The organism is Allobosea sp. 05T433 (assembly GCF_056396065.1).
Map to the genome: position 1 here is coordinate 1 of NZ_JBFTKS010000027.1, position 13,547 is coordinate 13,547.

The window sequence follows — 13,547 nt, forward strand, 5'->3', positions numbered from 1 at the left end:
GTCAGCAGCCGCGGGAAGATTCCGTCCGCAGCGCCAGCCTGGCTCTGACCTGGAAGGAGATGATTGTTACTGCCATCGACCGTTCTAAGGCCGATTGGCAGCAAGGATGCATCTTGACCGATAATATCGACAAGACTTTCACCCGCAACGTTACGCTCTGCAACCTTAATTTGCTCAAGAATCTTGTTCAGATCGGCGAGGTTGACAACAAAGCTTGAAGCCATAACAGACCCCCAATTGAAGAACGTCGGTGAATATTAGGGGCAAATTAACTCTTCCATCGTATAGGCGGTTAGAGGACAAGGTCACCGCATTTTCGGGACCAGCGCGTGCCTATCAGGTGCCTCTGGTCCGTGGTCCATTGGGGCCGAGACCACCGACCTTGGTCTGGTTGGATCGTACCGGCAGAGTTCCTGGAGGCGCTGACGTGGTCAGGCGGCCGCATCGAGCTCCGGGTTCGAGCCGCCAATGGCGCGCCAGCAGCACCCAGAGCGAGCATGGCGGCGGCGAGCGGGGTTCGCTCAGTAGACCGCCCGGCCCCCAACGCGCCCCTGACAGCAGAAACTAGCGCTTTTCTTGTMGCGTGGAGGCGGCATGATCGAGAGATGAGCAGCGATGGGAATACGACGATCGGGGTTCTCGCCGACGACCTGACCAGTGCAGCGGACGGGGCTGGCCCCTTCGTCATGCGGGGCCATGGCGCGTGGGTCGGACGGGGTCGGTTGCCCCGGCAAGAGAGCGACGTCATCGCCGTGGACAGTGGCTCGCGCTCGGCTCCCGAGGCTGAGGTCGCGGAGCGGGTCTCGCGTCTCACCGCGCAGCTCGCCTCGCGCGACATCCTCTACAAGACGGTCGACTCGACGCTGCGCGGACATGTCAGGGCCGAGCTGGACGCGGCGTTCCGGGCCAGCGGGCGTAGGCAGCTCGTCTTCGCCCCGGCCTTTCCCGCGGCCGGGCGCACCACTGTCGGCGGCGTTCAATGCGTGGACGGTATCCCCGTGTCGGAGACCGCCTATGGCCGCGATCCGGTGCATCCGGCCCGCCATTCGGTGGTCGCCGACCTGGTCCCGCCCTCCATCGGGAGTGTGGTGCTGCTCGACGCCACGACACAGGACGAGCTGGACGCGCAGGTTGCGGCCTTGCCCGAACCGGAAGCCACGCTGTGGGTGGGCTCCCCGGGGATGGCGGCGGCGCTGGCGCGGCGCCTGGCCCCGACTGCGACGGGGGCTCCTGCAGCAGCGGTCGGCGGCGGGCCTGGCGATATTCTCATCGTCATCGGCAGCGCGAACCCGCGCAGTCACGGCCAGGCCGATCGGGTCGAGGGGGTGAGCGGGGTCACCCTGCTGCGCAGCCCCGCAAAGCGCGAAGACGACCCGGCGCCGCTTCTGCGGGAGATTGCAAGGGCTGCGGCGGACAGGCTTCGGGCCGAGGCCTTCGACGCGTTGATCGCCACGGGCGGGGACACCATGGAGGCGATCCTCGACCTTCTGGACGTTCGGGAATTCGAGATCCTCCACGAGCTCGAGCCAGGTTTTCCGCTTGGCCGTGCCCGGCTCGATGACGGGCGCGCGCTGCTTCTCGCCATGAAGGCCGGGGGTTTTGGCGGGGATGACACCTTGCTTCGCGCGGTCACGCGGCTGCGCCACGGGGCGCCTCTCTCTGGCCAGGGCATCGCCGATCCCGCCGGCCTGGAGACCGCGTTCGCCGATGCAAGGCGGCTCGGTTCCGCGCAAACCGGGTCGAACAAAACGCAAAAGGTGTCCTGATGGGACTTCGCTTCATCTTCATGCTGACGCGCAACGACCGCACCGTGGACGACGCGTCGGAGCAGTTGCAAACCGCCCTGCATCTTGGGGTCCGGCATATCGGCTTCAAGGATATCGGCCTGCCGCTCGACCAGTTGAAGGCGCTCAACAGAGCCATCAGGGAGGGCGGCGCGACATCCTATCTCGAGGTCGTCTCGCTCGACCGCGACAGCGAAATCGCCTCGGCCAAGGCTGCGGTCGAAATCGGCATCGACGTCCTGCTCGGCGGGACCAGAGTCGATGACGTGCTGCCTATCATTGCCGGCACCACGATCCAGTACTGTCCGTTCCCGGGGCGGATCATGGGCCATCCAAGCGTCCTGGAAGGCAGCATCGACGAGGTCGTCGCCAGCGCGCGGACGCTGGCGGCGCGCGACGGCGTGCACGGGCTCGATCTGCTGGCCTATCGCTCGCGGGAGAACGTGCCGGCCCTGATCCAGGCCGTCTGCGCCGCGGTCTCCAAACCCGTCTATGTCGCCGGCTCCATCGACACGCCGGAACGGATCGCCGCGCTGAAGCAGGCCGGAGCCGCCGGCTTCACGATCGGCACGGCCGCGCTCGACGGGAAATACCCGGCCGAGGGCAAGGACGTGCCCCACCAGCTCGCCAGGATCATTCGCGACGTCGCAACCCTCAACCGGCACATTTCGCCATTCCACAAGGAGAACCTGAGATTTGCGTTCGGCCGGTTTTCCGACACCTGGCCGCCCCATATCGCCGCGCGCGTCAACAACATGCAGATCAAGCTCGCCAGGTTCGAAGGCGAAGCGGCCTGGCATTTCCAGAGGCATGAGGACGAGGTCTTCTTCGTCCACAGGGGTCGGCTGCTGATGCGGTTCCGTGACCGCGACGAGCTCATCGAGGAGGGTGAGTTCATCGTCGTGCCGCATGGCGTCGAACGCTGCCCCGCAGCCCCCGAGGGCGCCTGCGAGGTGGTGCTGCTCGAGCTGGGCGCGACCGCAGGCGCCGGCATCGCGGAGGACGGCCTGGGCGACGCAGGGGCCTTCCACACCTGATGCGCGCCGTCAGCCCATTCCCGGCCGGGCGCGCGTAAGCACCCGCAGCCGATACAGTCTCCGACCTGGAGCTCCCTGCGATTGGTCAGCGCACCGGCAGCAGGTACTTCAGGCCCTGCGTGAAGCCGCGCGGCGCGACGGTGAGGTGATCCTCGTCGTTCAGGACCGCTGATTTCAGCTTCAAGCTCGGATACTTTCGGCTCAGCAACGCCGTCTCCAGAGCCCGGTTGTCGGCGACCATGTCTACCGTCTGGTTGTAGCGCCGATCGCCTTTCTGCTGGGCCTCGTAGGCGCCTACATAAAGATAGACATTCGCCGCCAGGTCCTGATTCCGCGTGGCGTAGCCCGCTTCGAGCTTCAAGGCATGCCGCTTGTCGTACCAGAGAGACGGGCTGCCGAGGATATAGCCGTTGAATAGGCCGGGCTCGGTGAAAAGGATCTGTGCCCCAAGCAGAGCGCCGTAGGAGTGGCCGAGAAAGATTGCTCTGGCAGGGTCGGCCCGGTAGCGAGCGGTGATGAATGGCTTTGCCTGATCGCGCAGATATCCCTGATAGGCGCGCGCCTGACCATGGATGGCGTTGGCTGGTGCGGTGCTTGGACCGTTCGATGTCGGAGTATAGTCACGCTGGCGGCTGACCATGCCGTCCTCGCCCTTCCCATAAGACAGGCCGACAAGGATGAATTCCTCAATCTTGGGCCCCTCGACGTTCAGGCGGCGCCCTATCTGCCGGATGATCGGGAAAGCGTAGTCGGCGTCGGTAACATAAAGCACGGGGTAGCGCCGCTGCGGCTGCTTCGCGTAGGACGGCGGCAAAGCGACGAAGACTTGGTAGTCGCGGCCGGAGACCGGATCGGGCACGTCCCATACCTCGCTGCCGGCGATCTCGTATGGGCGCCCCTCGCCAGGCTGCACCTTTGGAGTCGATTGGGCCCGGGCGTGCATCGCGCCGCTGGAGACGCCGAAGCCGGCGATAAGGGCAATCAGCAGGGCATTTTGAAAACGTCGTTGCACGTGAAGTCTCCGCCGGCGACCACCGGTCTCAGCTCATGGGGTTATGAGGTTGGCCGACTGTTAGTGGCGCGCTCGCGCAACAATGAGGCTCGGATTCTCGCGATTGGATTCGCATTTAAGAAAACATGAATCGAGTTCCCGCCGCAGGACTGTTTCAGCTACGTCAGGGTCAGATGAGCAGAATCCGCAACGGGTCGACCTTGCCCCTTCGATCTCGTTTCCCAAGCTGACGGTTTATCAGGCGGTCGCCTGCAATAGCCCGTGCCTGGCAGATCAGGACCAAGCCGGACATCGCTGCGGAAGACCAATCTGAAATCGCCACCTAAACGCTTCGCTCCGCCACCTCAGATCGGCAACAAGGCGTCGGGCTTCACATCAGACACCGATGCGTAGGTATGGGTTTCCCTGACACCGGGCAGAGGCAGGATCACCCGTTCCAGAAAGTCCTGGAACAGGGACATGTCGGCAATTCGCGCTTTCACGAGATAGTCGAAGCCGCCGATGACCATGTGGCATTCCAGAACTTCGGATGCCTGCGAGATCGCCTGGGCAAACCGCTCGAAGATATGCGGAGCCGTGTGGTCGAGGCGGACCTGGATGAAGACCACGGTGCCCCGGCCGACCTTCTGCGGATCGAGGATCGCCCTGACGGCCCTGACATAGCCCTCCCGGAACAGGCGCTTGACGCGCTGGCTGGTCCCGGTCGGGGACAGGCCGACCCGGTTCGCCAGCTCGAGCGTGGTGCGGCGGCCGTCCTCCTGCAGCAGCCGCAGCAAGTTGCGGTCGATCGCGTCGAGATCGGCGATTTCATGTTTCACGCTTGATGACCACAGATAGAGTGAATCTCACGCCAAACTCATGGAATGAGCATATTCATCCGCACCTACGCCGGCAATAGGCTGTGATTGCTGCAGTCCGGTGCTGTCGGCGGCCCAGGCCCGCCGGACCGGCCGCGCCGTCACGGAGGCCCGCTTGCGCAATGCGATGTTCGGAGACGGTGCCGGCAGCAAAGGGCTGGCGATCCTGGCCGGTGCGGCCTTCGTTGCGATCACCACCCTCCAGTTCGTCGCCGCCCGCTTCAGCCTGCGCGAGCATCTGACCGCGGCCGATATCGTGGGCCTGCGCTTTCTCGGTGCAGGTCTCGTCTTCCTGCCGGTGCTATGGCGGACCGGCACCAGACGGCTGAAGGCGCTGGGCTGGCGGAAAGCCGGGCTGCTGGCGCTGTTGGCGGGGCTGCCCTACCCGCTGCTCATCAATCAGGGGCTGACCCAGGCGCCGGCCGCCCATGCCGCCGCGCTCTCTCCCGCCTCCATCGTCTTCTTCTCCTTGGTGCTTTCGCGCATCGCGCTCAGGGAGACGGTGTCCGGCGCGCGGCTGATCGGCATCGGCGCGATCATCGCCGGGCTGCTGCTCTTCGTTTTCCATGCAGGGCTCAGTGCCGGCGACACCTGGCGCGGCGATCTGCTCTTTGCCGGATCGGGGATCATGTTCTCGGCCTATGCGGTGCTGGCCCGGCGCTGGTCGGTCGATGCGGTGACGGCGACGATCGCCGTCGTCCTGCTCTCCTGCCTGCCGCTGCCCCTGCTGCACGCCCTGGCGCCGAGCGGGTTAGCGGCCGCCCCGCTTGCCGAAATCGCCACGCAACTCGTGATCCAGGGCTTCCTGGCCGGTGCGGCTGCGATCGTTCTCTACACCTATGTGGTTCGCCAGCTCGGCCCGCAACCGGCTTCGCTGTTCATGCCCTGCATTCCGGTGACGACGGTTCTGGCCGGGATGGTGGTGCTCGGGGAAACCCCGACGCCGCCCCAGCTCGCAGCAATCGCTCTCATCACATGTGGAATGGTCTTCCCGATACTGCGGAGAGCCTAGCCCGGGGTCGGCGCCGGAGCTTGCTGCCTTATGCCGGGACTTCGCCATTCCCGGTTTTCACCGAGACCCGGCGGCAGGCGCTGCGCGTGAAGCGCTCGATCTCGGCCAGCGCCGCATCGAGGCTCGGAAACGGACCATGCTTCATGGCCTTCATCGTCTCCTGCGCCTGGCCCGCGGTGACAAGCCGGAACTCGCCCGCGGGGTTTTCGGTGATTTCGCCCATCGGCCGGCCGAGCAGGTCGCTCAGCAGCCAGACGGTGTCATCGGAGCTCTGGGTGACGGTGATGTCCACGAAGCACTCGCTCTGATCGGGATGCCGACCGTCCGTTCAAGCGGAGGCAGGCCGGCGCTTCTTCGGCTTCGGCGGCTCGGCTGCGAGGAGTTCGCGGTCCAGCGCCTCCTTGGCCAACCGCTCAGCCTTCAGCCTCGCGGTCTTGGCCTCGCGGGCCTGGATGGCGCTCTCCTCCTCGGAGAGGATCCGGTTGCGCACCGATGACTGGGTCTGCGTCCTCAGGAACGCATTATCGGCATTGGCAATGAGCTTTGAACGATCGGTCATTGGTTTCCCCCTCCTAGATCTTGGTGGCGGCGCCGCCATTCGCGACGATCTCGTGATGCCCGATCACGCGCTCGCGGCCATCGGGCCCGCGCACGCGATACTGCTCCTCGGCGTTGTCGCGGGAGGGCATGACGCGCAGAACCTCGAACGGACCTGGCCGCGGCTGGTTGATCATGTCGTTGGTGAGGCTGAGGAGGTCCCCTGCCTTGTAGGCTGTCGTGGTCATGTCTTCATTGTCCTTGGGGCGGGGGCGTCAAAAGCTCTCCGCCGTCAGCCGGTGATAGCCGCCGCGATGCCGGGAATAGGCGGAGCGGGCAGCCTGGTAAATCGTGTCACGGTTCTGGTCGAAGACGGCGAGAACCGCAGCCTCGACATCGCCCGCACTCGGGCTGAGCTTGTGCAAGGCCGCGAAATCGACCTGGAAGGTGACCTCCAGCGCTGCGTCGGAACCCCAGAAGCTGACACAGGAGCGCCCTGCATCGAAGCGTCGGATCGGATTGGGAAAGTTGAGACTCATTGCCAGTGTCCTCCCGGTCGCGTCGGCGCAAAGCGGCCCGCGGCGCCATCCGCAGGGGAACTGGAATGCCCGGATACCGTGCGGCTTCGGAGGTCAGGAATGTGGCCGTTCAGCCGCCCGCGACGCGCAGGGGCGCCGCGACGGGTCTCGCTTTGCAGGGACAAGCCAGCCATTTTCTCACATGCGGCCACGCCGGAACAGATCAACCGCAAAGCGGCTCGTTCTCGGCGACCGTGTTTTGCACATGGGGAACCGCAGCACGTTTTGTAAGGTTGGCGCAAGAATAATCCGGGCCCGGAGCCGCGCATCCCCCTGCCCTCACCGAGCGGGCCGCCTGAATCGGGACGGGATTGAAGGCGGCCCAAGCAAGAGCCGCTTGCCCCGCCTTTTCGCCTCGTGGAGGCCAATACCCCCACGCCTGCTCCTTCACTCGGCGAGTGCGGCGCGCACGAGCACGGCAAGCCGCTCGTAATCGGCCTCCTCGTTATAGGCCTGGGCCGAGAGCCGCAGCCACAGCCCACCGGCGAGAGCGGAGACCGGTGCATCGCAGCCCCTGGCTTCGAAGCGCCGCCGGATCGCCAAGGCCGCTTCCGCACTCGCCTCAAAGCGCACGGGAAGGCGCACCAGCCTCATCGCCCGCGCGAGCTCCGGCCCGGAGCCGGCTTCGGTACCGAGCGCTGTTGCGAGGATCTCACCGCCACGCCCCGCGAGATCGGCATTGCGCGCCCGCAGGGCGGCACCGCCGAGATCCTGATGAAAGGCGAGCGCGGCCGTCACGGCCAGAAAGGCGCTGGGGTCGCGCGTGCCCGTCCAGTCGAACTCGGCGAGATAGCCGCCACCGAAACCATGCGAGATCGTCAGCGGATGGATCGCTGCCTGATGGTCCGGCCTGGTCCACAGGAAGGCGCAGCCTTTCGGGGCCATCAGCCATTTGTGGCAATTGCCGACATACCAGTCGGCATCGAGGCCCTGGAGATCGAGCGCGATCTGGCCGGGCGCATGGGCTCCATCGACAAGCACCGGTACGCCCGCCGCGTGACAGGCCGCAATCAGCTCCGCCATCGGCAGCAGGAGCGCGCTGGACGAGGTGATATGGTCGAGCACCGCGATGCGGGTGCGTGGCGTGATGGCGGCCGCGACAGCCGCGACGATCTGCGCGGCGCTAGGCTGCGGAAACGCAATCGGCGCTTCCACGATGCGGGCTCCGCTGCGCTCGGCGAGGTAGGCGACCGTGTTGCGAACCGCGCCATAGGCGTGGCTCAGGATCAGGATCTCGTCACCCGGCGCGAAATCCAGCGAGCGCAGGACGGCGTTGCAGCCGCTCGTGGCGTTGTCGACGAAGACGAGGTCCTCGCCCTTCGCACCGAGGAAATCCGCCAGCGCGTCCGCGGCCAGCCGCAGGGCCGGAGGCAGGACCGAGCGCATGAAGAGCGAAGGCTGGCTCTCCATCTCCCGGCGCCACGCGTCCTGGGCGGCCAGAACGGTTTTGGGCGTGGCGCCATAGGCACCGTGATTGACCGTCAGCTTGCTCCAGTCGAGCGACCATTCCCCGCGGATCGAGGATCCGAGCTGGACAGGCTTGGGCGGGACGGAGGTGGCGGTCGCTTTCATCGCTTCCTCACCGTTTCAGGCCGGAGGCCGCGATACCCTCGATGATATGGCGCTGGAACATCAGGAAGGCGGCGAAGACCGGGACGAGGCTGAGCACCGACATGGCGAAGAGCGGCCCCCAGGACGAGCGGCTCGTCGCATCGACGAAGCCGCGCAGCGCCAGCGGCACCGTGTAATTGGCGACATCGGTGAGATAGAGCAGCGGCCCGAAGAAATCGTCCCAGGTCCAGATGAAGGAGAAGATCGCGGCTGCCGCCAGGACCGGCTTCGACAAGGGCAGCATGATGCTCCAGTAGATCCGCCAGGGTCCGCAGCCGTCGATGACGGCCGCCTCGTCGAGTTCCCTTGGGATGCCGCGGAAGAACTGCACCATCAGGAAGATGAAGAAGGCGTCGACCGCCATGAATTTCGGCACGACCAGCGGCCAGAACGTGTTCAGCCAGCCGAGCTTCTGGAACAGCACATATTGCGGGATCAGGGTGACGTGATAGGGCAGCATCAGCGTGCCCAGCATCGCCGCGAACCAGAATTTCCGCAGCGGAAACTCAAGCCGCGCGAAGGCGAAAGCGGCGAGCGAACAGGCCGCCAGGTTGCCGATGACGGCCAGCCCCGAGACGATCAGCGAATTCAGGAAGAACCGGCCGAAATTGATGCCGAGACCGTACCAACCCTCGACATAGCTGGCCAAGGTGACCGCCTTCGGCCAGAGCGAGAGATCGCTGAAGATCTCGTCTTCCGGCTTGAAGGAACTGCTCAGCATCCAGAGCAAGGGATAGAGCATCGCCAGCGAGGCGAGCGAGAGCGCAATATGCTTGGGGAGCGCCCGCCACGACCGGTCGATCGCCTCCGGCGCGAGGCGGCCGTCAGCGCTGTTCGTCTTCATAATAGACCCAGAAGCGTTGCGAGAAGAAGGTGAGCGCCGTGAAGGCGGCGATCGTCAGCAACAGGACCCAGGCCAGGGCCGAGGCATAGCCCATGCGGAAATAGGCAAAACCCTGCTGATAGAGATAGAGGGTGTAGAACAGCGTCGAGTCGACCGGGCCACCGGTGCCGCCGCTGATGATGAAGGCCGGCGTGAACGCCTTGAACGCCTCGATCGTCTGCAGGACCAGGTTGAAGAAGATCACCGGCGCGAGCAGCGGCAAGGTGATGCGGGTGAGCTGCTGACGCCGCGTCGCGCCGTCGATGCTGGCTGCCTCGTAGAGATCACGCGGAATCTGGCGCAAGCCTGCGAGGAAGATGATCATCGGCGAGCCGAACTGCCAGACGCTGAGCAGGACCAGCGTATAGAGCGAGGTTGCCGGATTCGAGATCCAGCTCGGCCCGTTGATGCCGAAGGCGAACCAGAGGAATTCGTTGACGAGGCCCTCATAGCCGAAGACCTGCTTCCACAGGATCGCGACCGCGACGCTGCCCCCGAGCAGGGACGGCAGATAGAAGATCGCGCGATAGATGCTGAGGCCCCTGATGCCACGATCGAGGACCATCGCGACGGCCAGCGCGAAGGCGAGCTTCAGCGGCACCGACAGCACGACATAGGTCAATGTCACGCTGACCGACGCCCAGAATTTCGGGTCGGACGAGAACATCCGCTGATAATTCGCCGCTCCAACCCATTGCGGTGCGCGCAGCAGGTCGAAGTCGGTGAAGGACAGATAGAGCGAGACGAGAGTCGAGCCGAGCGTGAACAGCACGAAGCCCGCGAGCCACGGCGTGAGGAAGAGATAGCCGGGCAAGGCATTCCTGACGCCGTCCCAGCGACGCCGGGCGACACGGCCCGGCGTGGAGGCGGCGAGACTGGCACTGTGAGCCATGGATGATCAGGCTTTCGAGAGGATGCGCTCGGCCTCGGAGACCAGTTGCTCGGCGGCCTGTTGCGGCGTGAGCTGCTTGAAGCCGACCTTCTCGGCCGCCTGGCGGATCAGGGAGGTGACTTCGGCCGCGCCCTTCGGCGGCGCCGGAGGGAGCGGTGCCGGTCCGCGCTTGCTTAGCTGCGAGAGATGCTCGACCTGCATCTGACCGCCCTCGTCGAGCTCCGGCGCCAGCAGGGCGCGGATCTTCTCCGAGGGCGAGACGCCGCGCTCGACGCCGAGCAGCTTGGCGCCTTCGGGCTTCAGCACCATGAAGTCGATCAGGGCTGCAGCGGTCTTGGGATCGGCCGCAGTCGCCGAGACGCAGAGCATCATCGAGGGCTTGAGATACTCGCCCGGCTTCTCACCCTTGGGATGGAACGCCATCCCGACCTTGCTCTTGCTGACAGCCTGGTAGCCGACGATCTGGTTGCTGTTGGTGAAGGTGATCGCGGCGCGGCCCGTCGTCAGCAGGTCGCTGTCGATGGTGATCTTGTCGGTCGCGGCGAGATCGGCGGGAACGATGGCGCCCCTGCCCCGCATCTCGGCACAGAGCGCCAGCCATGTCTCGGCATCGTCGCGGGTGAAGCCAAGACGACCGTCCTTGTCATAGAGCGTGCGGCCGCGCGTCAGCACCCAGTATTCGAGCTCGGGCTCCATCACGCTGGGATCGGCCGAACCGAAATAGCCGCGCCGGTTCGCCTTCTTGGTGATGTTCTCGCCGAGCGTCGCGAATTCCGCCCAGCTCATCTCCGGGTTTGGCGCGGCAAGGCCGAGCTTCTCCAGCATTGTCTTGTCATAGAGCAGGACGTCGCTGTTCATGCCCATGGGGATGCCATAGAGCTTGCCGTCGATCTTGCCGGCCTCGAGCACCGAGGGGACATAGTCGCTGGGGTCGATGACCGAAGGGACGAGATCGTCGAGCGCCCGCAGCGCGCCGCGACGCGCATATTCAGGCAGGTAGCGGTAGTCCATCTGAATGATGTCGGGCGCATTGCCGCCGGCGACCTGGGTTGCCAGCTTGGTCCAATAGGCATCCCAACCCACGGTCTCAGGGGCAATCTCGAGCCCGGAACGCCCGAGCTTGAAGGCATCGATCGCGGCCTGCGTCCGGCGCGCCCGGTCGGTTCCGCCCCACCAGGCGATACGCAGGCGGCCCGGCTCCGCGGCAGCGGCCGGCGAGGACAGCGCGCCTGCGCCAGTCAGCTTCAGAATGGCCGGCGACGCGATCAGCGCCCCGAAACGCAACACATCACGCCGTGATGCCTTCATGCCCATTTCGCTCTCCCTTGCTACCCTGCTTCGGCCCTTGATTCTCGTTCGTCCACGAGAGGGCCGCACAGTTGTTGTCGCGATTTGTTGCACGGTTCCAGCATCGGTGCAACGATGCACCAACACCAAAAAGGGGAGAAACCAAGGGGTGGCGACCATTCTCGATGTGGCGCGGATAGCCGGCGTCTCGGCTTCAAGTGTCTCGAATTTCCTGAACGATCGCCATGCGAAGATGACCCCCGCCACGCTTGAGCGCATCCGCAGCGCCGTCGCGGAACTCGGATACAAGCCGAGTTCGGCCGCGCGTCAGCTGAAGACCGGGCACTCGGCCGTGATCGGGCTTCTGGTGCCCTCGGTCGCAAACCCGTTCTTCGGCGAAATCGCCACCGCCATCCAGCATGCCGCCCAGGCGCGGGGGCATCAGGTGATCCTTTGCAACACGTACCGGGACCCGCACCGGGAGACCGAGTTTGCCGAGGAACTGGCGGCTTTCGGCGTTCGCGGCATCATCACCGGTTCGTCCCTGCTGAACCCCCGGCATCTCTCCGGCCTTGCCGCCAAGGGGCTCGCCATCGTCGCTTTCGAGGGCAATGCCGCCTTGTCGGCAGCTCAGGGCATTACCGTCGTGTCGACGGACAACGCGCTGGCCACGACGCTCGCGGTGGATCATCTCGTGGGCCTGGGACATCGGCATATCGCCTATGTCACGGGACCGCTTCAAACGGCAGCGCGTGCGGCGCGTCTGAACGGCTTCAGGACGGCCGCGCAGCGACATGGCCTGGACGGGTCTGTCCATGAGATTTCGCTGCCGCCGAACGAGTATGGCGACGACATGATCGCGGAGCTCGGGATCGATGCCGGCCTCGCCATCGCAAGACTGCAGCAGCGCCCGACCGGCGTGATCGCGATGAACGACCTGCTGGCGATCGGCCTCGCGGCGGGCTTGCGCGAACAGGGCCTGGCGATTCCCGACGACATCTCGCTGGTCGGCATCGACGACCTGTTCCTGGCCCGGCTGATGAACCCGCCGATGACCAGCGTCAGGCAGCCACTCTCGGCAATGGCGCATGCGGCGATCGACTGCCTCCTCGATGCGATGGGACAAGCGCAGCCCGTCCAAAGCCGGATCTTCCCGCCGGAGCTGATCGTCAGGCAGTCGACCGCGCCAGCCATGCCGCGCAAGCCGAACGGACGCGGCTAGCCCGGGGAGCGCAGATCGAGCGCGAGGCGGCTTGTTCCCGGGCGCCGGCCCCACCATCGGATCCAGCGCGGGCATCCTGTGCGACCGTCGCGATGGAGCCCTTCGGGCTTCGCCCGCCTGCCCTGGAGCGCCGGACGATCAATTGGACGCATATCCGGCGGGGCTGAAGAGGTTTCGGCATTCTGCAGGGGTGACGAGTTCGCAGATGTCGCCGACGGCAAGGAAGAGGATTTTCAGCTTTTCGTGGCGCTACGCGACGGGGATCAGTTCGAAGGTCGCATCCGCGATGGCGTCCACTATGCCGACACGGCCGACATGATGCGGCGCCTGACGAAGGAGGAGCTGCTGCCCCTTGACGCCGTTCAATGTGAATTGCTTACTTTTGCTTCCCGTGACTGCTGGCGCACTTTTAGTGCTCAGCCAACCAGAGGCCGCGCCAATCTCCAATAGCGTCAACTGCAGCGAATTTTGCCTCCGCAAAAGGAGCCTGACATGCATTTCCACCTTGCGCTTTCCGTCGCAGTTTTGGCTGTCTTCGCATTGCCGACGCAAGCCAGGCAGAGCGGCGATAGCGCTCGCGAGGCGTGTCGCGAGGAAGCCCGCAAGGCTACCAAGCCAGGACACACGTCTCGGCTCGATCGGGAGCAATTGAAGGAAATGCGCCGCGAATACGCCCGCGATTGCCGCCGGAGATCAAAGGCGATTTGATTACTGGCCACGGCAGGGACGATCGCGCTGAACACCATCACGGGCAAAGCCAACCCTTAGCGGTACTCCCGAATGATCTCGATCTTGCCGACGATGGCGTCGTTGAAGGCGTTCATGTCCGCTGCCG

General features: G+C 65.2%; 16 protein-coding genes. 5 read left to right on the plus strand and 11 right to left on the minus strand.

The window, feature by feature from the left end:
* From AC1DGP_RS27740 to AC1DGP_RS27750, 3 genes are all read left to right on the plus strand, one after another.
* The coding region (locus AC1DGP_RS27740; RefSeq protein WP_476832739.1) for a hypothetical protein at nucleotides 1–218 on the plus strand (218 nt) is incomplete at its 5' end.
* Between the two features lie 387 nt (nucleotides 219–605).
* Nucleotides 606–1,766 carry a four-carbon acid sugar kinase family protein gene (locus tag AC1DGP_RS27745; protein WP_476832740.1) on the plus strand — a complete coding sequence of 387 codons (1,161 nt, stop codon included), beginning with the start codon at nucleotides 606–608 and terminating at the stop codon, nucleotides 1,764–1,766.
* Nucleotides 1,766–2,821 carry a cupin domain-containing protein gene (locus tag AC1DGP_RS27750; protein WP_441507542.1) on the plus strand — a complete coding sequence of 352 codons (1,056 nt, stop codon included), beginning with the start codon at nucleotides 1,766–1,768 and terminating at the stop codon, nucleotides 2,819–2,821. Before AC1DGP_RS27745 ends, AC1DGP_RS27750 begins: the two co-directional genes overlap by 1 nt.
* An 85-nt stretch (nucleotides 2,822–2,906) precedes the next feature.
* Here AC1DGP_RS27750 and AC1DGP_RS27755 read toward each other — a convergent pair whose 3' ends face one another.
* Nucleotides 2,907–3,833 carry an alpha/beta hydrolase gene (locus tag AC1DGP_RS27755; RefSeq protein ID WP_441507543.1) on the minus strand — a complete coding sequence of 309 codons (927 nt, stop codon included), beginning with the start codon at nucleotides 3,831–3,833 and terminating at the stop codon, nucleotides 2,907–2,909.
* A 344-nt stretch (nucleotides 3,834–4,177) separates the two neighbouring features.
* Nucleotides 4,178–4,639 carry an Lrp/AsnC ligand binding domain-containing protein gene (locus tag AC1DGP_RS27760; RefSeq protein ID WP_441493416.1) on the minus strand — a complete coding sequence of 154 codons (462 nt, stop codon included), beginning with the start codon at nucleotides 4,637–4,639 and terminating at the stop codon, nucleotides 4,178–4,180.
* 166 nt (nucleotides 4,640–4,805) lie between these two features.
* Here AC1DGP_RS27760 and AC1DGP_RS27765 point away from each other — a divergent pair, with 166 nt between their 5' ends.
* Nucleotides 4,806–5,702 (plus strand): DMT family transporter, encoded by an 897-nt coding sequence (locus AC1DGP_RS27765; RefSeq protein ID WP_476832741.1) that lies wholly within the window; start codon nucleotides 4,806–4,808, stop codon nucleotides 5,700–5,702.
* 28 nt (nucleotides 5,703–5,730) lie between these two features.
* Here AC1DGP_RS27765 and AC1DGP_RS27770 read toward each other — a convergent pair whose 3' ends face one another.
* From AC1DGP_RS27770 to AC1DGP_RS27805, 8 genes are all read right to left on the minus strand, one after another.
* Nucleotides 5,731–5,994, minus strand: a complete 264-nt coding sequence (locus tag AC1DGP_RS27770) for a hypothetical protein (protein ID WP_476825115.1) — start codon at nucleotides 5,992–5,994, stop codon at nucleotides 5,731–5,733.
* Nucleotides 5,995–6,030: 36 nt separating this feature from the next.
* Entirely contained in the window at nucleotides 6,031–6,261 is a 231-nt protein-coding gene (locus AC1DGP_RS27775; RefSeq protein WP_476825116.1) for a hypothetical protein, read from the minus strand.
* 13 nt (nucleotides 6,262–6,274) lie between these two features.
* Nucleotides 6,275–6,487, minus strand: coding sequence for a hypothetical protein (locus AC1DGP_RS27780; protein WP_476832742.1), 213 nt, complete (start codon nucleotides 6,485–6,487; stop codon nucleotides 6,275–6,277).
* A gap of 27 nt (nucleotides 6,488–6,514) precedes the next feature.
* Nucleotides 6,515–6,778: a DUF1488 family protein gene (locus tag AC1DGP_RS27785; protein ID WP_441493406.1), complete on the minus strand. Its 264-nt coding sequence runs from the start codon at nucleotides 6,776–6,778 to the stop codon at nucleotides 6,515–6,517.
* A 426-nt stretch (nucleotides 6,779–7,204) separates the two neighbouring features.
* Complete coding sequence (locus AC1DGP_RS27790; RefSeq protein ID WP_476832743.1) at nucleotides 7,205–8,389, minus strand: aminotransferase class V-fold PLP-dependent enzyme; 1,185 nt, start codon at nucleotides 8,387–8,389, stop codon at nucleotides 7,205–7,207.
* A 7-nt stretch (nucleotides 8,390–8,396) separates the two neighbouring features.
* Nucleotides 8,397–9,170: a carbohydrate ABC transporter permease gene (locus AC1DGP_RS27795; RefSeq protein WP_441493415.1), complete on the minus strand. Its 774-nt coding sequence runs from the start codon at nucleotides 9,168–9,170 to the stop codon at nucleotides 8,397–8,399.
* A gap of 82 nt (nucleotides 9,171–9,252) precedes the next feature.
* Nucleotides 9,253–10,203, minus strand: a complete 951-nt coding sequence (locus AC1DGP_RS27800; RefSeq protein ID WP_476832744.1) for a carbohydrate ABC transporter permease — start codon at nucleotides 10,201–10,203, stop codon at nucleotides 9,253–9,255.
* Between the two features lie 6 nt (nucleotides 10,204–10,209).
* On the minus strand, nucleotides 10,210–11,511 hold the full coding sequence (locus tag AC1DGP_RS27805; protein WP_441507547.1) for an ABC transporter substrate-binding protein: 1,302 nt from the start codon (nucleotides 11,509–11,511) through the stop codon (nucleotides 10,210–10,212).
* A 148-nt stretch (nucleotides 11,512–11,659) separates the two neighbouring features.
* Here AC1DGP_RS27805 and AC1DGP_RS27810 point away from each other — a divergent pair, with 148 nt between their 5' ends.
* A complete protein-coding gene (locus AC1DGP_RS27810) occupies nucleotides 11,660–12,712 on the plus strand; it encodes a LacI family DNA-binding transcriptional regulator (RefSeq protein WP_476832745.1) in 1,053 nt (350 codons plus the stop codon).
* A gap of 249 nt (nucleotides 12,713–12,961) precedes the next feature.
* Here the strand turns inward: AC1DGP_RS27810 and AC1DGP_RS27815 are convergent, their stop codons facing one another.
* On the minus strand, nucleotides 12,962–13,336 hold the full coding sequence (locus AC1DGP_RS27815; RefSeq protein WP_476832746.1) for a hypothetical protein: 375 nt from the start codon (nucleotides 13,334–13,336) through the stop codon (nucleotides 12,962–12,964).
* Nucleotides 13,337–13,547: the final 211 nt, after the last annotated feature.